At 53.4% G+C, this 25,011-nt stretch carries 19 protein-coding genes; 10 read left to right on the top strand and 9 right to left on the bottom strand.

The window, feature by feature from the left end; all coding sequences use genetic code 11:
- Positions 1 to 11: 11 nt before the first annotated feature.
- From ABDW36_RS15395 to ABDW36_RS15380, 4 genes are all read left to right on the top strand, one after another.
- Positions 12 to 1,043, top strand: coding sequence for a FecR domain-containing protein (locus ABDW36_RS15395; RefSeq protein ID WP_343702810.1), 1,032 nt, complete (start codon positions 12 to 14; stop codon positions 1,041 to 1,043).
- 49 nt (positions 1,044 to 1,092) lie between these two features.
- On the top strand, positions 1,093 to 4,812 hold the full coding sequence (locus ABDW36_RS15390; protein WP_343702809.1) for a SusC/RagA family TonB-linked outer membrane protein: 3,720 nt from the start codon (positions 1,093 to 1,095) through the stop codon (positions 4,810 to 4,812).
- A 22-nt stretch (positions 4,813 to 4,834) separates the two neighbouring features.
- Positions 4,835 to 6,514 (top strand): SusD/RagB family nutrient-binding outer membrane lipoprotein, encoded by a 1,680-nt coding sequence (locus ABDW36_RS15385; protein ID WP_343702808.1) that lies wholly within the window; start codon positions 4,835 to 4,837, stop codon positions 6,512 to 6,514.
- A 113-nt stretch (positions 6,515 to 6,627) separates the two neighbouring features.
- A complete protein-coding gene (locus ABDW36_RS15380) occupies positions 6,628 to 7,581 on the top strand; it encodes a YihY/virulence factor BrkB family protein (protein WP_343702807.1) in 954 nt (317 codons plus the stop codon).
- On the opposite strand, the gene ABDW36_RS15375 is transcribed toward ABDW36_RS15380, so the two are convergent.
- Positions 7,578 to 8,324, bottom strand: coding sequence for a DeoR/GlpR family DNA-binding transcription regulator (locus ABDW36_RS15375; protein WP_343702806.1), 747 nt, complete (start codon positions 8,322 to 8,324; stop codon positions 7,578 to 7,580). The two genes, ABDW36_RS15380 and ABDW36_RS15375, sit on opposite strands and share 4 nt — an antisense overlap.
- Before the next feature lie 94 nt (positions 8,325 to 8,418).
- On the opposite strand from ABDW36_RS15375, the gene ABDW36_RS15370 reads away from it, so the two are divergent.
- The 3 genes from ABDW36_RS15370 (at position 8,419) to ABDW36_RS15360 (ending at position 10,884) form a co-directional block, all read left to right on the top strand.
- Positions 8,419 to 8,982, top strand: a complete 564-nt coding sequence (locus tag ABDW36_RS15370) for a 5'(3')-deoxyribonucleotidase (RefSeq protein ID WP_343702805.1) — start codon at positions 8,419 to 8,421, stop codon at positions 8,980 to 8,982.
- A gap of 197 nt (positions 8,983 to 9,179) precedes the next feature.
- Entirely contained in the window at positions 9,180 to 10,088 is a 909-nt protein-coding gene (locus ABDW36_RS15365) for a histidine kinase (protein WP_343702804.1), read from the top strand.
- A 37-nt stretch (positions 10,089 to 10,125) separates the two neighbouring features.
- Positions 10,126 to 10,884 (top strand): response regulator transcription factor, encoded by a 759-nt coding sequence (locus tag ABDW36_RS15360; protein ID WP_343702803.1) that lies wholly within the window; start codon positions 10,126 to 10,128, stop codon positions 10,882 to 10,884.
- Here ABDW36_RS15360 and ABDW36_RS15355 read toward each other — a convergent pair.
- Both ABDW36_RS15355 and ABDW36_RS15350 read right to left on the bottom strand, forming a co-directional pair.
- Positions 10,853 to 13,189: an ATP-binding protein gene (locus tag ABDW36_RS15355; RefSeq protein ID WP_343702802.1), complete on the bottom strand. Its 2,337-nt coding sequence runs from the start codon at positions 13,187 to 13,189 to the stop codon at positions 10,853 to 10,855. The genes ABDW36_RS15360 and ABDW36_RS15355 overlap by 32 nt on opposite strands.
- Positions 13,190 to 13,192: 3 nt before the next feature.
- The gene (locus ABDW36_RS15350) at positions 13,193 to 14,695 is read right to left on the bottom strand and encodes an NAD(P)-binding domain-containing protein (protein WP_343702801.1); all 1,503 of its coding nucleotides are present in this window, start codon (positions 14,693 to 14,695) and stop codon (positions 13,193 to 13,195) included.
- A gap of 379 nt (positions 14,696 to 15,074) precedes the next feature.
- Here ABDW36_RS15350 and ABDW36_RS15345 point away from each other — a divergent pair, with 379 nt between their 5' ends.
- Positions 15,075 to 15,968, top strand: coding sequence for a class I SAM-dependent methyltransferase (locus tag ABDW36_RS15345; protein WP_343702800.1), 894 nt, complete (start codon positions 15,075 to 15,077; stop codon positions 15,966 to 15,968).
- Positions 15,969 to 16,043: 75 nt separating this feature from the next.
- On the opposite strand, the gene ABDW36_RS15340 is transcribed toward ABDW36_RS15345, so the two are convergent.
- The 6 genes from ABDW36_RS15340 to ABDW36_RS15315 form a co-directional block, all read right to left on the bottom strand.
- Positions 16,044 to 17,156, bottom strand: a complete 1,113-nt coding sequence (locus ABDW36_RS15340; protein ID WP_343702799.1) for an epoxide hydrolase family protein — start codon at positions 17,154 to 17,156, stop codon at positions 16,044 to 16,046.
- 113 nt (positions 17,157 to 17,269) lie between these two features.
- Complete coding sequence (locus ABDW36_RS15335) at positions 17,270 to 18,034, bottom strand: DUF1080 domain-containing protein (RefSeq protein ID WP_343702798.1); 765 nt, start codon at positions 18,032 to 18,034, stop codon at positions 17,270 to 17,272.
- 37 nt (positions 18,035 to 18,071) lie between these two features.
- A complete protein-coding gene (locus ABDW36_RS15330; protein ID WP_343702797.1) occupies positions 18,072 to 19,313 on the bottom strand; it encodes a DEAD/DEAH box helicase in 1,242 nt (413 codons plus the stop codon).
- A 46-nt stretch (positions 19,314 to 19,359) separates the two neighbouring features.
- Positions 19,360 to 19,878 carry a class I SAM-dependent methyltransferase gene (locus ABDW36_RS15325; RefSeq protein ID WP_343702796.1) on the bottom strand — a complete coding sequence of 173 codons (519 nt, stop codon included), beginning with the start codon at positions 19,876 to 19,878 and terminating at the stop codon, positions 19,360 to 19,362.
- A 159-nt stretch (positions 19,879 to 20,037) separates the two neighbouring features.
- A complete protein-coding gene (locus ABDW36_RS15320) occupies positions 20,038 to 21,624 on the bottom strand; it encodes an FMN-binding glutamate synthase family protein (RefSeq protein ID WP_343702795.1) in 1,587 nt (528 codons plus the stop codon).
- Between the two features lie 170 nt (positions 21,625 to 21,794).
- Positions 21,795 to 22,835 carry an AAA family ATPase gene (locus ABDW36_RS15315; RefSeq protein WP_343702794.1) on the bottom strand — a complete coding sequence of 347 codons (1,041 nt, stop codon included), beginning with the start codon at positions 22,833 to 22,835 and terminating at the stop codon, positions 21,795 to 21,797.
- 206 nt (positions 22,836 to 23,041) lie between these two features.
- Here ABDW36_RS15315 and ABDW36_RS15310 point away from each other — a divergent pair, with 206 nt between their 5' ends.
- The gene (locus ABDW36_RS15310) at positions 23,042 to 23,572 is read left to right on the top strand and encodes a hypothetical protein (RefSeq protein ID WP_343702793.1); all 531 of its coding nucleotides are present in this window, start codon (positions 23,042 to 23,044) and stop codon (positions 23,570 to 23,572) included.
- Positions 23,573 to 23,694: 122 nt separating this feature from the next.
- Complete coding sequence (locus tag ABDW36_RS15305; protein ID WP_343702792.1) at positions 23,695 to 24,996, top strand: DUF6242 domain-containing protein; 1,302 nt, start codon at positions 23,695 to 23,697, stop codon at positions 24,994 to 24,996.
- Positions 24,997 to 25,011: the final 15 nt, after the last annotated feature.

Raw genomic sequence — 25,011 nt, 5'->3', positions numbered from 1 at the left:
AACACGCCTACATGTCTTATTCTCAGGAGGAACTGGAAGCATTGCTGCAGAACGATGATTTTATCCGCTGGGTACAGCTGCCGGAAGGGGAAGAGCACGCTTACTGGCAAAGCTGGGTGCAGCAGCAGCCAGACAGGCAGGCCATGGTGGAGCTGGTGCGCAGTATTTATGCCGCAGAGCAGGCCCACCCGGGCAGCCACGACCTGGCAAATGAAGTATGGCAGGCGGTACAATCTCAAATGGACACCCCGGTACGCCGCTTCAGCTGGCGGCGGTATGCCGCTGCGGCAGCCGTGCTGGCATTGCTGGCGGCAGGCGGCCTCTGGTATGCCTTTTCCGGAGGAGCGGCGGTACAGCGCGGCCTTATCTTGTCCAAAAAAGGGGCCGCACAAATTACGGCCCGGAACAACGGAACTGCCCCAAAAACCGTATATCTGACAGACGGTACCCGCATTACCCTGAGCAAAAACAGCAGCCTGGAATACAGTAACCTGCTGGAAGGCGAAAAAAGGGAAGTGTACCTCAGCGGAGAGGCGTTCTTTGAAGTGGCCGGTGATGCGCAGCGCCCTTTCCTGGTGTATAGCGGGGACATTGTTACCAAAGTACTGGGCACCAGCTTCAGGGTAAAGGAAGATGACAAGATAACCGTGGCCGTTAAAACAGGCAAGGTAGCCGTTTCACGGCAGAAGGAAAGCGGAGCGGAAGAGCTGATACTGCTGCCCAATGAACAGGTGGTGTTCAACCGGCAGGCCAACACGCTCAATAAAACGGCGGTGGCAGACGCCAGCCTGCTGCAAAGCCCGGTCACCTCTGCCACGCTCAGCTTTGATGAAGCGCCGGTAACGCAGGTGCTGGACTCGCTGGCAGCTATGTATACAGTGAACATTCAATATAACCGAGCCCAACTGGCAAAATGTATGGTAACGGTATCTCTGGAGCAGGAATCTTTGCAAGACAAGCTGGAGATACTTTGTAAAGTACTGGGCGCAACGTATGAAACGCAAGAGCATGTTATTTATGTGAGAGCGCAGGGCTGCAATTGAGGCCCCTGCAGATTCGAAAGCATTTACAGTCAACCAAAATAAAACGCGTATGAATACCTTCCTTCTTACAATGCGGGTAGCGCTGTTAAAGTCATTCCTGTTGCTATGCCTGGCCGGCACTGTGCTGGCTGCCGGTACAGGTACGCAGGGCGTTCTTGACAAAAAGATCTCCCTCGCCATGAACAACAAAGTGCTTAAAAATGTACTGGGCAAAATAGAACAGACGGCTGCCGTCAAGTTCGCCTATAAATCCCGCACCATTCCGCTCAACAACAAAGTGAGCATTGACGTAGAGAACAAACGGCTGGGAGACGTATTGGAAACCCTGCTGGCGCCTTACCAGGTTACGTATGAAGTGGTGGGTAACCAGATCATCCTGCAAAAGAACGGGGTGCAGATGGTGATCAGCAGTGAAACGCTGGAGGCGGCATTTAAAAAAGTGACCGGACAGGTAAAAACGGCAGACGGCAGTACGGCGCCGGGAGTAACGGTAGCCGTAAAAGGTACTGCCAAAGGCACCATCACCAATGCAGACGGCCGCTACGAAATAGAGGCTGACGAAGGGGCCGTGCTGGTATTTACCGCCATCGGCTTTGACACGCAGGAAATAACGGTGGGCGCTGCCGCCACGTATGATGTGGTGATGCAGGAAGGTAAAAGGGAGCTGCAGGAAGTGGTGGTAACCGCCCTGGGCCAGCGCAAGGAAAAACGCGCCCTGGGTTTTTCCGTAACGGAAGTGAAAGGTTCGGAGCTGGCCGCCACCAATGAGGTGAACCCCATCAACGCCCTGCAGGGCAAGGCGGCCGGTATCAATATAGACCAGGGCTCCGGCGGCCTGTTCGGCAACTCGCGCATACTCATCCGGGGCAACTCCACCCTCAGCACCAACAACCAGCCCATATTCGTGATAGACGGCGTGATCATGGACAATGATGCGTTTAACGGCCAGGGCCGTGATTTCGGGAACGATCTGAAGAACCTGAACATGGAAGAGTTTGAAAGCGTGTCTGTGCTGAAAGGCTCCGCCGCCGCCGCTCTCTACGGCGCCCGCGCCATCAACGGCGTAGTGCTCATCACTACTAAAAAAGGGCGCGCCAAAAAAGGATGGGGCGTTACCGTATCTCAAACCATCAACGTACAGCAGCCTTACCGCGGCCCCGATTTCCAGAATGAATTTGGCGGCGGCACGGTAGGCGCGTTCTTTACCGATACCCGCGATCCCGGGTATAAAGACAACCAGAACTGGGAAACCAAAGTATTCCCGACCAATGGGAATGGAGACCCTTACATAGACCCGCAGAAAAACCGTGAGCTGGAAAACTGGGGCCCCCGCTTTGCCAACCAGCGTGTGTTAAATTATGACGGTACGTGGACGGAGTACAGGGCTGCCCCCAACAATTACCTGGACGCATTCCAGACCGGCATGGGCTACATCACCAATGTTGCGCTGGACGGGGCTACGGATAAATCTTCTTTCCGCCTCTCGTACTCCCGCAACCAGGCAGAGGGCATCAACCTGCGGAACAAGCTGAACAAACACGCCTTCTCGCTGCGTGCCACCCATAATCTCACCAGCTTCATCACGCTGGATGCAGGCGCAGATTATACCAGCCTGAAAGGGGAGAACCCGCCTGCGCTGGGCCTGAATAACTTTATCTGGATATTTCCGCGCAATTACGATACCAAGTACTGGATGCAACGCAGTAAATACACCAGCAGCCTGGGCGGCGTGCCCAAGGTGTACGATGCGGCGGAAACCAACTTTGTACCGGGCGCGGATTACTGGTTCCGTATTTTCGAGAACGATTACCTGCAGAATGAGCAGATGTTCCGCGGCCGCCTCACGGTTACCGCTACCGTTAACAGCTGGCTGAAACTTCAGCTGGAAGGTAATTTCAATAACCTCGCTGTCAAGAACGAAACAAAGGAACTGGGCCAGGGCTACAACTTCACCGGCGCAGACAATACCAGCGGCGGTAAATACGGCCTCGGGCATTCCAACAAAACCAGCTACTTCCTCAAATGGATGGGACTGGTTACGAAACAACTCACCAAAGACCTTACGCTCAATGGCTACGTAGGCGGTGAAACACAGCGCTACAGCCAGTCTTACAACTATTCCGAAACTGCCGGCGGCCTCATCTTCCCGGGCAACTACTTCCTGGCCAACTCGCAACGGCCACAGGTTGCGCAGGGCGGCGTGAGAACACGCAAAACCATCAATTCCATCTACGCCAGCGCAGACCTGGCCTACAAAGAGCAGCTTTACATGCAGGCCACCTGGCGGGGAGACTGGTCTTCCGCCCTCACGTATGCAAACGGCTCCGGCAACAATTTTTACAACTACCCGGCCGTGAGCCTTTCCTGGATATTCACGGAAACGTTCAAACTGCCTTCTTTCATTTCCTTCGGCAAGCTGCGCGGCAATATTGCCTGGCTGGGCGGAGACCTGGATCCTTTCATCATCAACCCCGGCTTCAAGCTGCAGAACTTCAGCGAGGCCAACGGGGGGAACATTCCGCTGCTGACTTACTTCCTGGATGAGAAGGGGCAGTCTTTTGTAGTAGACAAAAACATCAAACCGCTTAATAAACGGGCCCTGGAAGCCGGTATAGACTTGCGTTTCCTGCAAGACCGGCTGGGCATAGACGCTACCATTTACCGTGATAATACATTTAACCAGGCCATCCGCATTCCCGCCGCCGCGGAGTCTGGCGTGAACAACCTGCTCGTCAATGCCGGCAACATCCAGAACTCCGGCGTGGAAATAGCGCTTAACGCCACCCCCGTAAAAACGCGGGATTTTGACTGGAGCACGGTATTGACGTACACCCGTAACCGTAACAAGATAGTAGAGCTGTACGGAGACAGGGAATATTACGCGCTTGATAATGAAGACCTGGGCGGCAACGACCAGATACCCTATGCCAAAGTGGGCGGCACGTATGGTGTGGTCAGAACCCGTATACACTCAAAGGCTTACCAGGCTGTAGATGGCAGCGGCAACCCGAAAGCGCATCCCAACAATGGCATGGTGGTGCTTGACTGGCGCTCAGACGCCAGGGCCGCCTTTCCCAAGCGCAGCAATGAATGGATGGATGTAGGAGACATCAACCCCGATTTCCGCGGCAGCTGGGATAATACCTTCCGGTACAAGAACTTTTCGCTGAACTTTTTGATAGATGCCAAAATAGGCGGGGACATGGTGATGCATACCTTGCGTTACGGCACCCACACCGGCATATTCCCAAATTCCCTGCCGGGAAGGGACAAAGACCATGGCGGCATTGTGTGGACCAGCAGGTATGATAACCAGACCTATGACGACGGCATTATACCCGAAGGCGTGTTTGACAATGGCCAGACCATCAGGCAGCCAGATGGTACGGATGTGGACGTAAGCGGTATGACCTACCGGGAGGCATATGAAAAAGGGTACGTGGAACCCACCCACCTGCCGCAGTTCAACTACCGTTACGGCTCGTTCTCCACCGCAGTGGGAGATTACTGGGTAGTGAAAAACTCCTGGGTGTCTCTCCGGCAGCTGGCGCTGAACTACACGCTGCCGCAAAGTGTGGCCGCAAAGCTGCACCTCACCAACCTGGGCATCAGCATCATAGGCCGTGATCTTTTCTACATCTATAATTCTTTACCCAATAATATCAACCCTGCTTCCAACAATTCCAACAGAACAAGCGTGAACAAGGAGGAAGGATTTGTTCCGCCTATGGTGCGCTCATTCGGGTTTACCATCAGGGCAGGGTTTTAATCAATGTTTAAATGATATTGTTATGAAGAAGTTAAGCCTGTATATACTCATTGCCGCGGTGGCCGGTACGTCCTGCAAAAAAGATTTTGCGGAGATCAATACAGACCCCAGCGTGGTAACTACACCGGATATTAATTCCCTCTTCGCTTTCTCCCTGGAGAACATGGAGAGCTACCAGGGTACGGAATGGATCTGGGAGAACCTGGAGCAGTTGCTTCGTTTTTCCCAGCACCTCACTACAGACCCTTACGAGCTGTCTACCAACATCAACAGCCGCTACGGCGTGCTCTACAACAAGGTGCTGCCTAACTTGTTCGAGATCAGGGCGCAGATAGAAACGAAGGCTGACAAAGAGCGTTACCGCAACATGCGGGCGGCAACGTATGTGGCGCAGGTGTTGCATGCCCTCAAGGTGTCTGACATGAACGGTTCCATTCCATACACCCAGGCCATACAGGGCAGAACGCAGGAGCAGTTCAAGCCAGCGTATGATGATCAGAAAACCTTGTATGATACCTGGCTGAAAGAGCTGACAGATGCGATAGATTCACTCAGCGGTTCTCCCACCGGGCAGGTGAATTTCGGCGCCTCCGATCTTTTTTACGCCAATAACTGGCAGAAATGGGCCAAGCTGGCCAACACGCTCAAACTGCGTATAGCCTTGCGGTATGAAGGGCAGGATGCGAATGTGACCAAAAGGGTGTTCAGGGAAGTGATGGAAAGCGCCGCCGGGCCCATCAACAGTGACGATGCCCAATTTGTGTATAATAAGCCACAGCACAACCCTATCGGTAATGATATTGACTACCGCAGCCCGCGCTTCGGTACCTCGTCTATCATCAATTTCCTGAAAGCTACCGGAGATCCCCGCCTGCCGATCTATTTCAGTCCCAATGACCTTACAGGGTCTTTCAGGGACACACTCAACAAATACAGTAAAACACTACCTGCTTTTATTAATATCAATGACCCGCTGCTCATGTTCCAGGGTGGCCCGGCAGACTGGACAACAGACCCGGCTATAGCCAACTGGTACAAGACCACTTTTGACGCAGGCGGCAACAACAAATGGCATCTTATCGGCAACATCAACAAAAGGTTCTTTGCCCCGCGTTACGGCATTTACAGCACCAGTGACGGGCGTATGCTGGATTATATGGTTACCTGGGCGGAAACCTGCTTCTACATTGCGGAGCTGATCCAGAAGGGGCATGGTACCGGTTTTGATACCAAGGGCAACGCAGAGTACTGGTATAACAGGGGCATTACCGCCTCCATCCAGACCATGAACAAGATTGCCATCGCCGCGGAATCTACTCCCGGCTATACCGGCAACGGCGATGCGGAAATTCAGGCCTACCGCAATCATCCTAATGTAAAGCTCAACGGCGTGAACGACCTTGAGCGCATCTACATCCAGGAGTACCTGAACTTTTACCGCCAGCCCAATGAAGCCTTTGTGTTTGTAAGAAGAACGGGCTACCCGAAAAACAATTCTGCTTATTACCCCCGCAATGCCTGGAACGAGCCTATTCCGCGGCGCTACCCGCTGGAAGAGCCTCCGCTGGGCACCAATAACGAGAACTGGCAGAAAGCCCAGCAGGATCAGGGCTTCACCCCCGGAGACAGGGGCGTGCCGGCCCTCAGTACGCAACGGCTGTGGTTTGACAAGAACAGCCCGGACTTTGGACAGGGGAATTAGGAGAGCAGTTTGTTGACCCGGAATTTGGTTGAAATACAACGTTCTGCAGGGCGCTCCAGGAAAGAGCGCCCTGTTTTGCGCCTCCATGGCCGGGTTTTTGTGTAACGCCTCTTATGAAACAACCATTACCTTTTAAAAAATGGTGGGGGCTGTTCAAATGCGCCGTAAATGATTTTATGGATGACAAGGTGCTGAAGCTGAGTGCATCACTCGCGTATTCTACGGTATTCTCCATAGCTCCCATGCTCATTATTGTGCTGTTTTTCAGTGACATCTTCCTGGGGCGTGAGGCGCTGGAAGGTGACCTGTACGGCCAGCTCCGCGGCCTGATGGGGCCTGCCGCCGCGCAGCAGGTGCAGGAAATTGTGAGGAACTCCACGCTTTCCCGCGACTTTGGCTGGTCTACCATTATCGGTTTTGTGACCCTGATCATTGGCGCCACCGGCGTGTTCAGTGAAATACAAACCTCTATTAATTTTATCTGGCGGCTGAAACCCAAACCTGAAAAGGTGGGCAAAAGCATCCTCAAGATAGTGCTCACCCGTTTGCTGTCGTTTTCCATGGTGATCAGCCTCGGTTTTGTGATGGTAGTGTCACTGGTGGTGCATGGGATCATTGAAGTGCTCATTAACCGCCTGATGTCTTACTTCCCGGAAATTGCTGTAGTAGCGGTGTATATCATCAACCTGCTCATCACGTTTGCTACTATTACCGCCTTGTTTGCCGTTATATTTAAAGTGCTGCCCGATGCACGTGTGCAATGGCGGCATGTCTGGATAGGCGCTATCACCACAGCCATCCTGTTTATGATAGGAAAGGCCGCTATTGGCTTGTACCTGGGTAATAGCAATATCAGCAGCACCTATGGCGCTGCGGGTTCCATTGTGATTTTACTGGTGTGGGTGTATTACTCGGCGGCCATCCTTTACTTTGGTGCGGAGTTCACCCGGCAATACGTGCAGCATAAAGGGGTGCGCATTCGCCCGAATGATTATGCGGTGTGGGTGGAACAGATGGAAGTGGAGTCAAAGGGGAATTTGCCGGAAAAGTCGAACAACATTACCTAGAGCACCTGTATGCCCAGGTTAATATAAGGCTGCAACGCTTCGTCTTCCGGCTGGTCTGTAATGATGGTATCAATGCCGGTAATCTCGCATACCTTGAAAGGTTCCGCCGTACCCATCTTGTCACTGGTGCCCAGCGCCACCACCCGGTTGGCAGACTCTACCATGGCAGATTTTACTTCCGCTTCTTCCAGGTCAAGGCCTGTTACGCCTACTATGGGGTGCAGGCTGCAGATGCCCAGGAAACAAAGGTCTGCCCGCACCCGGCGTATCATGCGGATGGTATCCAGGCCGCTGGCCACCTGTGAATCCTTGAAAATTCTCCCGCCCGTAAAGATCACTTCCACTCCCGGGTGCTCCATCAGTTGCGCCACAATAGGCACGCTGTTGGTGATCACGGTCAGCTGCAGGCCCGGCGGAAAGAGTTTTACCAGCATCAGGGTAGAGGTGCCCCCGTCAAGAATAATGGTTTGCCCGTTTTTGAGGAGAGACAGCGCTTTTTGCGCCATCAGCTGTTTATCATGCTCATGCAGCAATATCCGCTCCTTGAAAGAATATGGGTTGGGGGAGTGGGGAATAGCGCCGCCACGAACTTTGATCAGTAGCCCGTCCTGCGCCAGAGACTCCAGGTCGCGGCGGACCGTGTCTTCAGACACCTGCAGGTCTGTGCTCAGCTCCGCCTGCAGCACTTTATGGTCGGCTTTCAGCTTTTTCAGGATGTAATCCAGGCGCTCCTCTCTTAACATGGCTTGCGGTTTTATGCAATATTATGTAAAATATTGCCATTTTCATAACGTTAAGTTAATAAATATTGCATAACTTTGCATCAAATAGCAGAATATGGCAAAAAAGAGAATTGCAATAGACATGGATGGAGTAATGGCTGACCTTAACCAGCACTACATAGACTGGTATTATGAACGTACAGGGGAGTGGGTCACCAAGGAGCAGCTGATGGGCCTGCCGGAGACCACGGGTTTCCCGCAGGAGGGTATTGTGTACAAGTTCCTGCATACGCCCGGGTTCTTCCGTACGGCCCCGGTAATGCCGGGCGCGCAGGAGGTGATCCTGAAGCTGATGGAGAACTATGAAGTGTTCATTGTGTCTGCCGCCGTGGAATTCCCGCAATCTCTCTCTGAAAAGCTGGAATGGCTGAAGGAGCACTTCCCCTACATCAGCTGGAAGAACATTGTGTTCTGCGGCCTCAAAACCATTGTGCAGGCAGATTATATGATTGATGACTATGACAAGAACCTCCGGTATTTCGAAGGAGAACGCCTGCTGTTCACTGCCCCGCATAATATTAATTACCAGGATTATAACCGGTACGACACCTGGGAAGACATAGCCCGTTTCTTTGCCATGCAGGAGGTGGAAGCCGCGGAAGAATCAGCTTCCGCATAAACGCCTGACGGCTTTTTTATATCGCTTTTATCAGTTGTAACAGACAAATCCCTCCTTTTCGTTAACCCAAACCCCTCATCCGTTAAGTTGCCTGTAAAAACCGTTATTTCTTGCCGATCTTTATACAAAGCAGAGAAATGGTTAGAATATTCGGGTGGATTGCTGGAATGATAGCATGGGCCGGAACTTTCAATGATATGCCGTGGCTTGGACAAAGCGGGGAAAGGGAGCCGGCTGCAGTGTGGGGAAATATTGGACCATTCACCTATGCAAAAGGAGCGGAGGGTATTTCAGGGGTCACCGTATCCCTGAAAGCTTTCCCGGGATACAACAGGTTAAGTGCCATTGCCCTGCAGCCCCAAGCATGGTGGATGTTCATGTTGGCGTTATTGCCCGTCCTCATCACACTGGCCATTGTGTACATTGCCAGAAAAAAGCTGCAGCAGCGGCTGCAACAGCAAAATGAGCAACTGGAACGGCAGCGGGAACAGATTGCCCAGATGAACCTGATGCTCAAGCTCAAGATCCTTCAGGCCAGGATGAACCCGCATTTCCTGTTCAACTCCCTCAATGCGGTGCAGTATTTTATCAACGCAGATGATAAAAAAACGGCCCTGCAGTATGTGAGCCGCTTCTCCGCTTTCCTGCGGAAAATGATACAGCATGGAGATGACATTGCCATTTCCCTGCGGGATGAGGCAGACCTTATCAATGACTACCTGGTGCTGGAGCAGGCCCGCTTCCCCGACAGATTTACTTACGAAATAGACCTGCCGGAAGAGCTTTGGCTGGAAGATATACCGCCCTTTTTAACCCATAGCCTACTGGAAGACGCGTTGTACAAGGGGGTGCTGAATCTCGCAAAAGATGAGCCGGGAAAAATTACAGTGGCCCTCAGGGCACAGGGAAACGGACTGGTAGTAGAGGTAACAGATAACGGGATCAGCTTCACCCGCGCGGAAGAACCTGACGATAAACGGGATATGCTGAACAAGCGTATTCAATTATATAACCAGCAAAACATCAGGCAGGTCAGCCTGGCGTACCGCACCGGCGTAAGAGGAGAGAACGGCTGGTTGAACAAGGCGGTACTGACCATCACATAAATATTCCTTAATATTGTTCTCACCTCAATTCCCATGTATGAAATACAAGGCTTTAATTGTAGAAGATGAAGTGCTGAGCCGTGATTTCCTGTCAAACCTTATCCGCGAGTTTTGCCCACAGCTGGAGCTGGTGGGCGTAGCCACCAATGTAGATGAAGCGGTGGCCTTCATCAACGCAAAATATCCCAGGCTTGTATTTATGGACATTGAAATGCAAACGGGCACCGGCTTTGATGTGCTGCAAAAGGTGAATCACCACAACTTCCATGTTATTTTCACCACCGCTTTTGACCACTATGCCATCAAGGCCATCAAATTCAGCGCGGTAGATTACCTGCTGAAACCCATCAACCTGGAAGAGCTTGAGCTGGCGGTGGCAAAAGCCATTAAGCATATGGAAGCCCGCCCGGAAGACAACCGGCTGGAGCTGCTGCTGCAGAATCTCCGCAAAACGCCGGGAGAAGATTTTTCCATCAGCCTTTCCACTTCTGAAGGGGTGGATTTCATCCCGCTATCTCACATCATCCGCCTGGAGGCCAAAGGCCCGTACACCATTTTTTATCTCCGGGACGGGCGGCAGATCATGGTCAGCAAGAACCTCAAGGAATACGAGCTGTGCCTCTCGGAGCATGGCTTTTTCAGGATACACAACTCCTACATGATCAACCTGAAAGACGTAAAACGCTGGGTAAAAACAGACGGCGGTTATGCCGTAATGAGTGACGACGCGCTGGTGGCTATTTCCCCTAAAAAGAAAGATGAGTTCATGATGTTGATGACAAAGCGGATGGTTTAAGCTGCCGCAGCTCCTCCATGGCTTCTTCACAAACGGCCTGCACATGCAGGAAACGGTTCTCCTCGGAATCACGGTGCTTTTCCATGTACAGCAGGTCTTCCCCGATGTATTGCTGCAACCCGAAGAACCCTACGCTTGTGCGCAGGGTATGGGCTATTTTGTAGACGGCCTCCCCGTCTTTCCGGGCCAGCGCTTTTTGCAGGGCCGCCAGGTCTTTAGGTGTTTGTTTCAGGAAGGTGCGCATCATTTCCCGTATAAAGGAGATGTTGTTATGGGTTTGCTCCCGCAGGAAAGACAGGTCTATCAGCCGCTGCTGCCGGCAGTTGGCAATGGCCTGCATCAGCTCATGTTCCCGGAAGGGTTTGGGCAGATAGTCATTCATGCCGGCGGCAATGCATTTTTCCCGCTCGCCGCTGAAGGCGTGGGCGGTGATGGCAATGATAGGCGTGCTGAGCTGGAGCCCTTTCCTGATCTTGCCGGTGGTGAGGTAACCGTCCATGCCGGGTATCTGCAGGTCCATCAGGATGAGGTCTACCTTGTTCTTTTTCAGGAAGGCGAGGGCCTTGAGGCCGTTGTCTGCCACACTCACCCTGAAGCCGTTATGCAGCAGCATGATGCGCGTCATCTTCTGGTTCAGCACATTGTCTTCCACCACCAGCACATGCAGGCCGTTGCCTTTGATGCTGGCTATGGGCTGCCGGCGGCCTTCCACGGGCGCTTCAGCTTTCAGGAAAGGCAGCCGTACACTGAACTCTGTGCCTTTCTTTTCTTCGCTCTTCAATGTAATACTGCCGCCCTGCAGCTCTACCAGCTCCCGCGTAATGGCCAGGCCCAGGCCCGTGCCGCCGTATTTGCGGGTAATGGCGGAGTCTGCCTGTGTAAACCGCTCAAATATCACTTCCTGCTTGTCTGCCGCAATACCAATACCGGTATCGGATATACGGAACAACACCTGTACGCCCTGCGGGTTTTGCTGTTCTATTTCACAGCGAACGGTGATCTTTCCTTTCTCCGTGAACTTGATGGCGTTGCCGATGATGTTGAGCAGTATCTGCGTGAGGCGCACGCTGTCTCCCAGCAGAGGCTGGTTGAGCGCTTTGTCTACGCTGGAAATGTATTGCAGTTTTTTATGCCCCAGCCGTGAGGCCAGCATCAGCTCTATAGACTGCAGCAGGTCTGGCAGGTGTATGGGAACAGACTCGAAGCTGATCTTGCGCGCGTCCAGCTTGCTGAGGTCCATAATATCGTTGATGGTGGAGAGCAGGTTGCTGCCGGAGGTGTAGATGGCCGCCAGGTAATCATGTTGCATGTTATCCAGCTTCGTTTTTTTCAGCAGGTCTGTATACCCCAGTATGGCGCTGAGCGGTGTTCTCAGCTCATGGCTCATGTTGGCCACAAAGTCTGATTTGGCGCGGGAAGATTCTTCCGCCAGCAGCCTCGCTTTTTCCATCTGTTCCTCCACGGTTTTGCGCAGGAAGAAAGTAGGGATCTCCGCCGGTGATTTTTTGATATGCCGCTTGCGGTGGGTTTTCGCAAACTGCTGGATGTGCTCCTCAATGCGGTGAGGAGGAGACATTACAAAGGTACACTGGCTGTGCCCCTGCGCCCTGCAGCTTACTTCCACAGCGGTGAGGGGCACTCCGAAACTCTCTTCGCACCAGCCGGAGGAGTACCCTCCGTTCATAATACATACGGGGCTTTTGGATTTTACGCCTGCCCGTATCCAGGCGTCTGCTTCAAAGGAAAAAGGATGGTGGTAGAACAAACAAAAATTCTCGTCCGGAGAAGGGTTGCTTTCCGGCAATATATCCACATACGCCCAGCCGGTATAGGCAAAATGTACCGGGCCGGCAGACAGTTTGGACAGCGGCGTATGGAGGTTCATTTTTGCATGGAAGGCCTTGGCATCGTTGAGGCCCAGGGCATGGGAAATATCGAATAGAAAATTCCTGCCGATGCTGAAGGCCTCCGCTTCCCCGCGGTCTGCGTACAGGTTGAGGATGCTGTCAAGAAAGTCTTTGGAAAGAGCGGAAGCCCTTATCAGTACATATCTTTCGTCGTTGATCTCAATGGCCGCCTTGGAGGGGTCCCATTTGAAATCTGAAAAGTACTGCCTTACGTTTTCTTCCGCCTTCCGGAACAGCGGCTCCATTTCAGCGGGCACTTTCACGGAGGCAGTGCCGTTCTGCGGCTGCAGCCCGCTCTTTTTCGCTGTGGCGCGGGCGGCTTTACGCAAAGCCGCGTTCTCCGCCTCCAGCGTTTTTATCTTTTCTTCCAGGGTGGATATGATACCAGGTTTTCGCATATGTTATCGGGTGATATCTGCCGTCCGGTAAACAGGTGCAGGGGTTACCGACGCTTTCGGGATCGCTCTCCGGAGCAAAATACGATAATCTTTCGGGTTAATAGGCTTGAAAAATTCATACGGCCACCATTTGGTAGCGGTGACAGGCAGGCCCATATCCCGCATCAGCTGGTCGAGGTGCATGAAGTTGAAAGGCGCCACGCAGGTACCGCTGAACTCACTGGAAACAGGCCTTCCGCTGCGCCGCCATTCCGCCATGTATTGTATGTCTTGCTGCATGGCTGCCTGTGCGGGCAGGCGAAGCGTACCTTCTACATAACGCACAAACCAGTTTGCGGCTATTTCCGAGGTGAGGGTGGTAAACAGGCTGGAGTTGAAGCCGATGAAACCCAGTTGCGGTATTTGCGGGTGAATGATGTTGCGGAAGAGGCGGTAGCCGCCGTCCCGCCCGGTCAGTACTTCACGGTATGCGCTCTCCAGGAAAGGCAGGCTCTGGGTGAAGCCGGTGCCGAAAACAATCACATCCGGCTGCAGCACCTGGCCGTTAGTAAGGTATACATTGGGCCCGTCTATCAGCTCTATTTCGGTTTGCTGCGCTTTGATGGCGCCGCTGCGTACTTTTTCGTAAAACCCTTCCGGTGCTACGCCCAGGCTGCAGCTGATCTGGTCTTCTATACGATGTTTGGGTACCATGCCGCAGGCCTTCAGCTTGAACTGTTTTTTCAGCAGCAGCTCCAGCCCGCGCCACTGCGCCCATACCATGGGGCGGCCGGCGGTGTGGAGGAATTTCTGGAAGCCGGTTTTATAAGGAGCGTCAAAGAATGCTTCGGAAAAGCGGGAAAATAACAGGTACCGCATGTTGATGAGGTTGCCGAAGAAACGGGGCACTTTCCACTGTGCCTTGCGGTACAGCAGGTGGCACTCCCTGGAGAGGCCGGCGGCCAGGGTGGCAATGTCTGTAGCTGATTTGGCAAAGCCTATCACCGCCACGCGGGGTTGCTGTAGTATGGCCGGGTCATTTACCTGGCTGGAGTGCAGGATGCGCCCGGTGAAGGTTTCCATGCCTTTGAAAGCAGGCATGTGGGGCTTGTGAAAGGTGCCGGTGCAAACGGCTACAAAGTGAAAGTGCAGGCTTTCGGTACGGTCATGCGCTTCATCATACACTTCCATCTGCCATTCTCCGTTCCGGTATTCCAGGTGGGTAACGGTAGTACGGAAGCGGATGTGACGGGTAACGCCAAAGTGGTCTGCATAATTCTCCAGGTACTGCTGCACCTGGGCGCCGCTGGGCCACTGGGGGTAGGAGGCGGGCATAGGGAAATCTGAAAAGGCATATTCATCCCGGGTGGTTTGGGTGGCTACGCCCAGGTAGGAGCGGCTGCTTTCCCAAACGCCGCCGATGGCCTTTGCTTTTTCAATAATGGTAACGCTGTAACCTTGCTGCAAGAAGGCCTTTGCCGTGGCCAGGCCGCTGAGGCCGGCGCCAATGATACCGATGTGTTTCATTTTTGTTGGGGTTTTGATGAAACGAAATTAGCAAGGCACCGGTAGCGGAAAAGCGGGAGTTAATGTATGCGGCGTTTGGGTTAATGAAATCATGCTGCCCGGCTTTCAACCGGAGACTGTAATAACAAACCGGTAGCAAGTCCGCTCTGCGCGCCGTTGATGATAGTCTTACCGACGGTTATTTCAACCGGAGGCTTTATAACAAAGTACCGCGTGCCTGCCTCTCCCGCCAGTCCCAGCACCAACGTTCCTTATAACTGATGTACCATCCGTTAACCGATTTATGGTTCCCGTTAACTGAGGCAGCGTACATTTTCCCATCGTTCCCAACTTTACGCCTGTTAACGCAAATCATTCATCTTAAAAACCTGACCCCAGCATGAAACTAAGTAATGAGCCCCTGGCTTACCTGCAGCAGATCATTAAAAACGGCGGCCCTGAAGCGCCCCAGTACGAAACGCTAAACCGCGTATTTGAAACCATTTCCGCAGAGTTTAAAGCCGGCAATATTTCTGCTGAAGAGCTGGATGCGCTGCAACACGGCTTTGGCGGCCATACGATGGACAGTACCATACTGGGCCACGTAAGGGCCAAACCCTTCGGGTATGCGGGAGACTTTCTCATCATCGACAAAATTTACCGGGAACACGTGTCGGCAGACGCGCGTTTCGAGAAGTGGGACAGCTTCTGGCATGGCCAGCCGGCCTGCAAGGCGGTGCGTAACCGGAAAGATTATTTCATCCGTACTATTACACAAGCGCTCAGAAAACAGCCGTGCCTGCAGCTGCTGAACGTGGCCAGCGGCCCCGCCAGGGACCTGGCTGAAGTATATGCAGACATAGAGCCGCAGCGCCTGCGCACTGTTTGCGTGGAAGCAGACCAGCATGCCATTAACTACGCCCGGGAACTGAACGAAGCACATGCTGCGCAGGTGGAATTTGTGCACCAGAACATCTTCCGTTACCACACCACCATGCAGCATGACATTGTATGGAGCGCCGGCCTGTTCGATTATTTTGACGATGACATTTTCATCAAGCTGCTCCGCCGCTTCATGGCCTGGACAAAACCCGGCGGTGAAGTGATCATCGGCAACTTCAGCGATCAGAACCCTACGCAGAATTTTATGGAATTGATGGGCGAGTGGTACCTGCATCACCGCTCCACAGCCGCCCTGACAGACATGGCTCTACAGGCGGGTGCGGAACGCAGCGCTATACACGTGGGCAGTGAAGCGGAAGGCGTAAATTTGTTTTTACATGTAAGGGTGTAGGCTATTTTTTGCCATACAGGTATATACTGAACAGGGGCTGCAAACGCGGCCCCTGTTCAGTATATACCAAATTCCTCACACCGTCTCAAAAAACGCATTCAATTCCCCTACCCAGGCCTCCGGTACCTCCAGCGCGGCAAAGTGCCCGCCTTTGGGCATTTTGGTAAAACGTTGCACATTCACCCAGCGCTCCGCCCACTCACGGGGTATGGGCGCTTCACCGGGGAAGCTGGCCACGCCGGTAGGCACTGTAACGCGTTGGTAAGACGCCGGCATGCCTGACCCGCTGTACACGGCGCGGGTGTTTTCAAGGTAGGTGCGCATGCTGGTGTTGATGGTTTCCGTTACCCAGTAGATCATGATATTCGTGATCAGCTCGTCTTTGGTAACGGCGCTCTCAATGTTACCGCCGTTATCCGTCCAGGCATTGAATTTTTCCAGTATCCAGGAGGCGAGGCCCACGGGTGAATCATTCAGGCCGAAGGCTACGGTTTGCGGTTTGGTGGAATGCATCATGTTGTATGCCCCTTCCGTATACCACCACTGCTGCAGGAACTTGCCGAACTCCTGTTCGGGTGCGGACATTTGAGACCAGTCTTCCTGGCCGGTGCCGTACCCTACGTCTGTAAGATGAATGGCTTTAACTGCGTTGGGATAGAGGTTGGCCATGGATTTGGTGATGCCTGTGCCCAGGTCTCCGCCGGCAACGTAATAGCTGCCGTAGCCCAGTACTTCCGTCATCAGTTTGGAAAAGATACCGGCCGTGCGGTCATGATCACAGGCTACATGGTCTGAAAAGCCGAAACCGGGGATGGAGGGGATCACCAGGTCATATTCCATGAGCATGGGAATCACTTTGTAATACCGGTAAAAACTGTCTGGCCAGCCATGTACCAGCAGCAGGGGTTTGGGGGTTTTGCCTTTCCCTTTAATGTGGAGGAAATGGATGTTGATGCCCTCTATGTCTGCCTTGAAATGAGGGAACTGGTTGAGCGCGGTTTCATGTTTCCGCCAGTCGTACGCCGTTATCCAGTACTGTACCAGCTCTTTCAAATAATCAGGATTGGTGCCGTAGTTCCAGCCGGCATTTTCGGGGGCATCTGCCCAGCGGGTGTGTTGCAGGCGCTGTTGCAGGTCTTCCAGCACTTGTTGGGGAACGTCAATTTTGAAGGGTGTTACTGTTTGCATATGATCAGGTTTAAATGATATGGTAAAACTAACAGCACAGCATGACAACGGTGTGTCAGCAGGTTTTCCGCAAACGAAAAAAAAGTGGAGGTATGGGGTAAACGGGGGCGCTTTTACAGCTCTTTGATCATGATATTCCTGAAATCAATGGGTTGCCCTTCGCTTTGCAGGGCAATAAAACCGGATGAAAGCACCTTCCCGTCCGGCTTCTGCTTCGGGTCAAAGTTGTTCACTACCGGGCCGCCTATCTGCGGTTTGGAATATTGGAGTACTGTATCGCCGTTAATAACATGGGTGATCAGGGAGTCTCCGTATACAATAAGCTCCGCTTTCACCCATTCGTCCTTGCCATAGGTTTTTGAGCTGGAATTGATGCAATGACGGGTATCCAGCTTGCCTTTGTACACAATATGGGTGCCCGGGGAGCACATGTTGCCGGTGGGGCGGGGCTGGCCGTCTCCCAGGCCGGCCAGGAACTGCATTTCTACGGAAATAGGCCAGTCTTGCTCCGCGGGCATGGTACGCGGGTCTTGCGAGTGGTACATCACCCCGCTGTTGAGGATGGTGTAGGAAGGCGCAGTTTTTTCCCATTCTCCCGTGAACCGGTACTCCAGCTTCAGGTGGTAGGAAGAGAACGGCTGTTTGTAGTAGAGATGCCCGTATTGTTCATTGAAGTCCCCGTACTGGTCATACCGCACCTTGATCATACCGTCTTCCGCACGGAAAGTGTTGCCAAAGTTATCTCCCACCGGGTGGCGGTGAATCTTTACATACCAGTCGTTCAGGTCTTTACCGTTGAACAGGGGTTTCCATTCCTGGGCCTTCATGCAGGCAGACGAGAGGAAGAGCAGCAGCAGGAGTACAGATGGTCTTATCATAAAATGGCAACAAGGCTTTGCCTAAAAATAGCAAAAATTATTTCTTTTTCTTTTTCCGCTTGGCGGCTTTCATGGCAGCTTCGTGCTGGTCTATGAGCAGCTGCCAGTTTTCGTTGGGCACTTCTTCGGAGAAGCTGATGGTTTCCCGGTAGTCGTCTTTATTGATCTTCATTACCTGTATGGGCTTGCCCAGGTATTTTTGTATCTCGTCAAGGATGGGCTTTTCTTCCGCACTGCAGAATGATACGGCCTGCCCTTTCTGTACCCCGCGGCCGGTGCGGCCCACACGGTGCACGTAGTTTTCCGGGTCTTCAGGCAGGTCATAGTTCACCACGTAGTCTACATGGGGGATGTCTATGCCGCGGGCGTTCACGTCTGTGGTGATGAGCACTTTTACGTCCCCTTTCCTGAATTCCGCCATGACGGCCAGCCGGTCTTGCTGTTCCTTGCCGCCGTGCATAATAAGCGTTTTGATATTCACCCTTTCCATGGCTGCTGCTACCCGTTCCGCCCTTACCTTGGTCCGTACAAACACCAGTATTTTATTGTCCGGGAACTCTCTTACCAGCCGTTCCAGGAAGAAACGCTTGTCATCCATTTCCACGTAGGCTACGGAATGGCTTACATTTCTGGAAACGGGGTCTTCCGGGGAGATCTGTATGCGGATGGGGTTGCGGACGATGGAATACGCCAGGTCTTTGATCTCTTCGTCTATGGTGGCGGAAAAAAAGAGGGTTTGATGATGGCGGGGCAGGCGTTTGATCACATCCCGGATGTCTCGGATGAAGCCCAGGTCCAGCATATGGTCGGCTTCGTCCAGTATGAGGGTCTGTACATAGCTGAGGTCCAGGTGTCCCTGGCTGATGAGGTCAAACATGCGGCCGGGGGTGGCAATCAGCACGTCTACGCCTTTTTCCAGCTTTTTGATCTGGGCTTCCTGTTCCACGCCGCCAAACAGGCCCATGATGTCTACCCGGGTATGTTTGCCCAGCTGTTTGAACACGTCAGATATCTGGATGGCCAGCTCCCGTGTGGGCACCATCACAAGGCATTTTACCGCGCCTTTGGAGCGGGAGCGGCTTTGCTGGTGCATCAGCTGCAATACGGGAATGGCAAAGGCCGCGGTTTTACCGGTACCTGTCTGGGCAATGGCCAGCACGTCATCTCCTTTCAGAATGGAAGGAATGGCCTTGTATTGAATGTCAGTAGGGCGTTTAAACCCAAGGTCTTCCAGGCTTCTTTTGATTTCCTCTGCAATCCGGTATTGTTCAAATTTCATGCGCTACAGCTTGTACTAAAGGGTACAAAGGTAGATAAATGAAGCGTTACTGCGCGGAGGGTTGTGAAATAACGCATACGCAGGGGCTGGGGCTCAGTTTTTTCAGCAGGATGTCTTTGACCACAAAATGGTGTTTCTCCAGCTGTGTGGCAATGGCGTCCGCAAAGCCCTGGGCCACTTTCATGTTATCTGTGGGCGGTGGCTGATGAAAAACGTACAGCGCCCCGTTTGGGGCCAGGCAGCGGCGTATCAGCGGCAACTCCTTGCCGGGGCCTTTGTGAAAGACGTTCACGTTAAAGGCAAATACCTTGTCAAACTGCCGTTCCGGCAACCCGGCCTCTTCCAGCGTGCCGGCAATAAAAGCGGCATCATTGGTCTCATTGCGTTTCATGGCCTTGTTTATCATCACCCTGGAGATGTCTATGGCGGTAATAGACCCGCTTTTCAGCTCAGGGGCAATAAGAGAAACCGCAATGCCGTGCCCGCACCCTATTTCCAGGATGTGATCGTCAGGGTGTATATGCAGCATTTCCACCGCCCAGTTAAATCGCTCGTTCGCTTTCATACGGTCATGTCATATTATCATAATGAATATATTATATAATTACGAAAATTCCAAGCGGCCGGATGTGAGGGTGTTGTACTATGGGGCGAGTACCGGAAATAAAAAAAGGCTGCCGTTTTACGGGCAGCCGTGTATCGTACCATCATGCATGCTACGGTGTTAGTACCACCGGTCTGCATGGGCCATTTCATAATCCTGCTTATACCTTTCGGGGATTTTGTTTACCAGCATGCAGCTGGGTTCCAGGCTGGGGAAGATGTCTTCCAGTGTTCTCACCTCGTTCATAAATACGCGGCGGTAAATATGGGAGCGGGTGAGCTTTTTATAGTCATCTATACCCGCGGCGCCCATCAGCTCCACAAAGGTTTTCACGGTGTCTTCGTGGTAGTTGGCCACACGCTGCTTTTTGTCTTGCACCACCAGGCCAACGGCCAGGGCGGGGTCTTGCGTGGCAACGCCGGTAGGGCATTTGTTGGAGTTGCACTGCAGGGCCTGTATGCAACCCAGGGCCATCATCATGGCGCGGGCGCTGTTGCAGGCGTCTGCTCCCAGCGCTATGGCGCGCAGCAGGTGAAAGCCGGAGAGTATCTTGCCGGATGCAATGATCTTGATATGATGGCGGATGTTGAAGCCCACCAGCATGTTGTGGACAAAGGCCAGCCCGTCAAGCAGCGGGGCGCCCACATGGTTGGAAAACTCCTGCGGCGCGGCGCCGGTGCCGCCTTCGCCACCGTCTACGGTAATGAAGTCAGGGTACACGTCAAGGTCTATCATGGCCTTGCAAATGCCTATGAACTCGCTTTTGCGGCCAATGCACAGCTTGAAGCCAACCGGCTTGCCGCCGGAAAGCTCACGCATCTGCTGCAGGAGCTGTATCAGTTCACGGGGCGTGTTAAAGGCGCTGTGGTAGGGTGGCGAATAAATGGTGGTATTGGGCTTCACATGGCGGATGGCCGCAATTTCCGGCGTGTTCTTTTTGGCCGGCAATATACCGCCGTGGCCGGGTTTGGCGCCTTGTGACAGCTTCAGCTCTATCATTTTGATTTGCGGGGCGGAGGAGGTCTGCGTGAACAGCTCCGGTGAAAAATTACCGTCGTCGTCGCGGCAGCCGAAGTAGCCCGTGCCTATCTGCCAGATGATGTCCCCGTTATGTTTGAGGTGATAGGGGCTGATGCCGCCCTCTCCTGTATTGTGTGCAAAGTTGCCGATCTTTGCGCCCGCGTTCAGCGCTTCAATGGCGTTGCTGCTCAGGGAGCCGAAGCTCATGGCAGATACGTTGAAAATGCTGGCGGAATAAGGTTGTTTGCAATCCTTGTTGCCGATGGTTACGCGCGGGTTATGGTCCAGTTTGTGAAAATCTTTCGGGGAAATGGAATGGCTCATCCATTCATATCCTTCTTCATATACATCCAGCTGGGTGCCGAAGGGCATGGTGTCCATTTCCTGTTTGGCGCGCTGGTAGATGGTAGACCGGTCTATCCGGTTAATGGGCCGGCCGTCTATGTCAGACTCCACAAAATACTGGTACATCTTGGGCCGCAGGGCTTCCATCCAGTAACGCATACGCCCGAAAACCGGGTAGGTGCGCATAATGGAGTGGCGCGTCTGCATCATGTCATTAATACCCATTACAAACAGGGTCAGCACTACCGCCAGTAACACATACCACCAGGGGCTTGCATAATAGCCCAGTAAAAAACTGCCGATGATGCCGATAATTCCACTGATAATAAATCCTTTCCGCATGTTGGTCTCGTTTAAATCAACGGCAAATTTAGGGAATAAACCAATACTGCTGAAATGGCTGAAATGCCCGCCCAAACCCGCTATGAGCCGGGTAGAGTTGAATATTGCAACAGTATTTCCGGGTATTTATGAACAAAAGCCACGGAAACGCGGCTTTTTATGGGAAATGTCTAATGTTCCGGGCTTTCCGTTATATACAATACCTCCTGCGCTTCCCAGCGGGCGGGCACTTCCAGCTGGTTTACCTGCTTTTGCAGCGCCGCTTCCGGCCGGTTGCTGCGTGCGGCCGCCAGCTGATAAGGGGCTTCCACGTACACGACTTTTACATAGGCCCCATAGCCGAAGAACAGGTGCAGCAGCTGGCTGCGTACCTGCCGGGTAATGTTGGGGGCGTTCCATACAAAAGGCTGCTGCCGGCGGAGGCAGCTGCGGGCCTGTGCCTTGGCGGCTTCCAGGCCGCGCCGGCTTTCGGGCGCTATAACGGGCAGGTCATAATGTTTTTTGATAAAGGCATCTTTGCCGGCGCCGGGCAGGCCGCTCATCAGCACCACTTCGGTCTGGGGCGGCTCCAGCCGCCCGCGGGCGCCCAGGAACTGCAGCATGGCATTGCCGGTGGCAAAGGGGTAGGGGCGCCCCCAGCAGCCGTGCTCCCGGCAAAACGTTTCAAAGTATTGCACGCGTTGCAACAGGCCGTTCACATCTGCGGCAATGCGGCCGCGCACGTCCGCCCGCGCCAGCATGGCCAGCCAGGCGGTGTTCACTTCCAGGCTGACCCGCGCCAGCACCCGTAGCGCATCACGCTTGTCATGCAGCCAAAGGGGCAGGCTGTGGTGGCGTACCAGGCCGCAGACCTGTTCCCTGACAGCAAATGGGGCCGGTATATCGCGGTAGAGGATGCGGCCTGCCGTTTGCGCGCCTTTGCGGGAGTGGCCTTTGGAGCTGATGCGGCCGTCAGGCTCATGTACGGTAGTGCTGGCCTTCTCCACGTCGTGCAGCAGGGCAGCGGCCCAGAGGGTCTCTTTGTCCTGCTCAGGCAGCCGCCGCCAGGCTTCGTCCTGCGTCAGCGCCTCCAGCACCATTTTCGTATGGATGGCCACGTTACCTTCCGCATGATGTATCTTGTCCTGCGGTACGTGCTGCATTGCGTTCACCCAGTCAAAGCGCCGCTCCAGGTCATCCCAGTCTTTATTTTCGCCGATGGCCCATGTCATTCCCGGTAAGCATTGTTCATCTTTGCTCGCCCAATAATCATGCTGAATTTCCGGTGGCCGCACAACAAATTTCACAAACGCCGCGTTATCCATAGTACTGACCCCGGCAAATTCTGTCGATAGTTAAAGCAGCAGCACCTTAAACATAACAACAGCACCCGCTTTTTATATCACTTCACTGCGTGCGTACGCATAAAACTGATGTTATGAGACATGTTAAACTGTTATGTTTGCTGGCAGCCATTGTTACCTGCATGCCCGTTTCCGCACAAGACACTACCGCCACTGTTTCCCCTGATAGCGATATTGTGCTGAACCTCTTCGGCAGAAGCCGGGAAGATCTTTTCTGCAATTACCTTAAAGTAGCGCGCGGGGAACGGGCCCTGTTCCTGGAAGCCCTCAGCCAGTATGAGGCGGAAAAAGACCCGTACATCCAGGAAAGGATTGCCCTGCTGAAAGTGTATAACGAAAAATATACCTCGCTGGATGAACCGATGATGAACTCCCTCACCAAAAACATCATCCGGAACGACAAGGAATTTGTGGCCCTGCAAACCCGCTTTTACCGCCGCATGATCAAGCTGCTGGGCGGCAACCGCGCGGCCATGTTCTTTCAGCTGGACAATTACCTGGAACTTAGTACCCGCCTGTATTTACAGGATGATCTGCCGTTTATAAAGGAACTGGAATCTGACCGTAAAATGGCGGTTACGCGGCTCAGGGCGAATATTCACTGACCGCTCCGGAAAATGATCTATCTTTATTGCCGGAGGCACGGGCCTCCCGCGGCCATTCCCACGCGGAAACGAAAGATAGAACTATTATGCACCGGAAGAACATCAACGTTATCTGTATTCTTTTGATCGGTTTGTTTATCACCTCCTCCTGCGCAAAGGAGGAAAGGACCAGTAAAATGGCGGGCATCCTGGAGTTTGATATTCCTCAGCTGGATGTGCCTTTTGTGGTCAATCAGCTTGCAAATACCATTTACAACAGGCCAGACAGTGTACATTACACCACTGATCTTCGCGCGTTGAAGGCCAGGTTTGCACTCACGCCCGGCGCGGTGCTGAAAATCGGGGATTCCGTGCAGGTCAGTGAAGTGACTGTGAATGATTTCCGCAAGCCAGTTACGTATACCGTGGTTGCGGAAGACGGGAAAACAATGGAAACCTACACCGTCAGCATTATTAAAACGCTTGACCCCAAAGCCGTAGCCTGGCAGAAAATGACGGGCCCTGGTTTTGGCCTCTATCAGAACGCTTCCGCCACCGTGTTCGGCACCGCCATTTACACCGCGGCTTTCAGTCCCGCCGTGAACACCACGCCCGCCAGGTTCGGCGTATATTATACCAATAACGGTACAACCTGGTTGCGGGTAAGAGCGGCAGATAATAAAAAAGACTCCCTCCCCCTGGCCGCACACGGCCGTATGGCCACCTTCCGGGACAAACTCTGGCTGCTGGGCGGCCTAACCAAAGATGCCGTGATCAACAAGATATGGAGCTCTGAAGACGGTACCAGCTGGGCGCTGTCTGAAGCGGCAGACCCCGCCACTCGCTGGAGCCCCAGGGAACGCCTTAATACGGTAGTGTTCCAGGACAAACTTTGGGTGATAGGGGGCAACCTCTTTCCTGCCGGCGGCAACCCGGCACTGAACGGTACGGCGCTGAACGATGTGTGGAATACTGCAGACGGTGTTACATGGACGAAAGTAACCGCTGCCGCCAGCTTCCCAGCGCGTTCCAACCCCGCCGTATTTGTGTATAAAGACAAGATATGGCTCACCGGCGGCCTTGATAACAACCAGCAATACCTCAACGATGTATGGAATACGGCAGACGGTGTTACGTGGACGAAAGTAGCGGCCCAAACTCCGCCACCGGCGCGCAACGGACATAAAGTACTGGTCAACAAGACACAGCTGCTGCTCATTGGCGGCGCAGACAACGGCGCCACGTACAACGACCTCTGGGTATCTGCAGATGATGGGCTGAACTGGGCGCAGATCACTGATCCCGATGACTCCCGCGCGCTGCCGGCAGACTTTCCCAGGCGGGCGTACTTTGACGCCTTTACCAGCAACCGGGTGATCTGGATACTGGGTGGGCAAAATGAAGGCGCCGGCGTACAGGAGGTCTGGAGAGGACAAATGAACTAGGCGGGATGTTATTCC

Source organism: Chitinophaga sp., assembly GCF_039596455.1.
In the GTDB taxonomy this organism is placed as follows: domain Bacteria; phylum Bacteroidota; class Bacteroidia; order Chitinophagales; family Chitinophagaceae; genus Chitinophaga.
This window is presented reverse-complemented; position numbering and strand designations above follow the sequence as displayed.

Excerpts from the sequence above, each read along its gene's own strand:
- ABDW36_RS15375 (WP_343702806.1), bottom strand. The coding sequence starts at position 8,324 with ATGTTAAGAGAGGAGCGCCTGGATTACATCCTGAAAAAGCTGAAAGCC.
- ABDW36_RS15345 (WP_343702800.1), top strand. The coding sequence starts at position 15,075 with ATGAAACTAAGTAATGAGCCCCTGGCTTACCTGCAGCAGATCATTAAA.
- ABDW36_RS15360 (WP_343702803.1), top strand. The coding sequence starts at position 10,126 with ATGAAATACAAGGCTTTAATTGTAGAAGATGAAGTGCTGAGCCGTGAT.
- ABDW36_RS15365 (WP_343702804.1), top strand. The coding sequence starts at position 9,180 with ATGCCGTGGCTTGGACAAAGCGGGGAAAGGGAGCCGGCTGCAGTGTGG.
- ABDW36_RS15335 (WP_343702798.1), bottom strand. The coding sequence starts at position 18,034 with ATGATAAGACCATCTGTACTCCTGCTGCTGCTCTTCCTCTCGTCTGCC.
- ABDW36_RS15395 (WP_343702810.1), top strand. The coding sequence starts at position 12 with ATGTCTTATTCTCAGGAGGAACTGGAAGCATTGCTGCAGAACGATGAT.
- ABDW36_RS15355 (WP_343702802.1), bottom strand. The coding sequence starts at position 13,189 with ATGCGAAAACCTGGTATCATATCCACCCTGGAAGAAAAGATAAAAACG.
- ABDW36_RS15330 (WP_343702797.1), bottom strand. The coding sequence starts at position 19,313 with ATGAAATTTGAACAATACCGGATTGCAGAGGAAATCAAAAGAAGCCTG.
- ABDW36_RS15380 (WP_343702807.1), top strand. The coding sequence starts at position 6,628 with ATGAAACAACCATTACCTTTTAAAAAATGGTGGGGGCTGTTCAAATGC.
- ABDW36_RS15340 (WP_343702799.1), bottom strand. The coding sequence starts at position 17,156 with ATGCAAACAGTAACACCCTTCAAAATTGACGTTCCCCAACAAGTGCTG.
- ABDW36_RS15320 (WP_343702795.1), bottom strand. The coding sequence starts at position 21,624 with ATGCGGAAAGGATTTATTATCAGTGGAATTATCGGCATCATCGGCAGT.
- ABDW36_RS15310 (WP_343702793.1), top strand. The coding sequence starts at position 23,042 with ATGAGACATGTTAAACTGTTATGTTTGCTGGCAGCCATTGTTACCTGC.
- ABDW36_RS15385 (WP_343702808.1), top strand. The coding sequence starts at position 4,835 with ATGAAGAAGTTAAGCCTGTATATACTCATTGCCGCGGTGGCCGGTACG.
- ABDW36_RS15390 (WP_343702809.1), top strand. The coding sequence starts at position 1,093 with ATGAATACCTTCCTTCTTACAATGCGGGTAGCGCTGTTAAAGTCATTC.
- ABDW36_RS15350 (WP_343702801.1), bottom strand. The coding sequence starts at position 14,695 with ATGAAACACATCGGTATCATTGGCGCCGGCCTCAGCGGCCTGGCCACG.
- ABDW36_RS15325 (WP_343702796.1), bottom strand. The coding sequence starts at position 19,878 with ATGAAAGCGAACGAGCGATTTAACTGGGCGGTGGAAATGCTGCATATA.
- ABDW36_RS15370 (WP_343702805.1), top strand. The coding sequence starts at position 8,419 with ATGGCAAAAAAGAGAATTGCAATAGACATGGATGGAGTAATGGCTGAC.
- ABDW36_RS15315 (WP_343702794.1), bottom strand. The coding sequence starts at position 22,835 with ATGACATGGGCCATCGGCGAAAATAAAGACTGGGATGACCTGGAGCGG.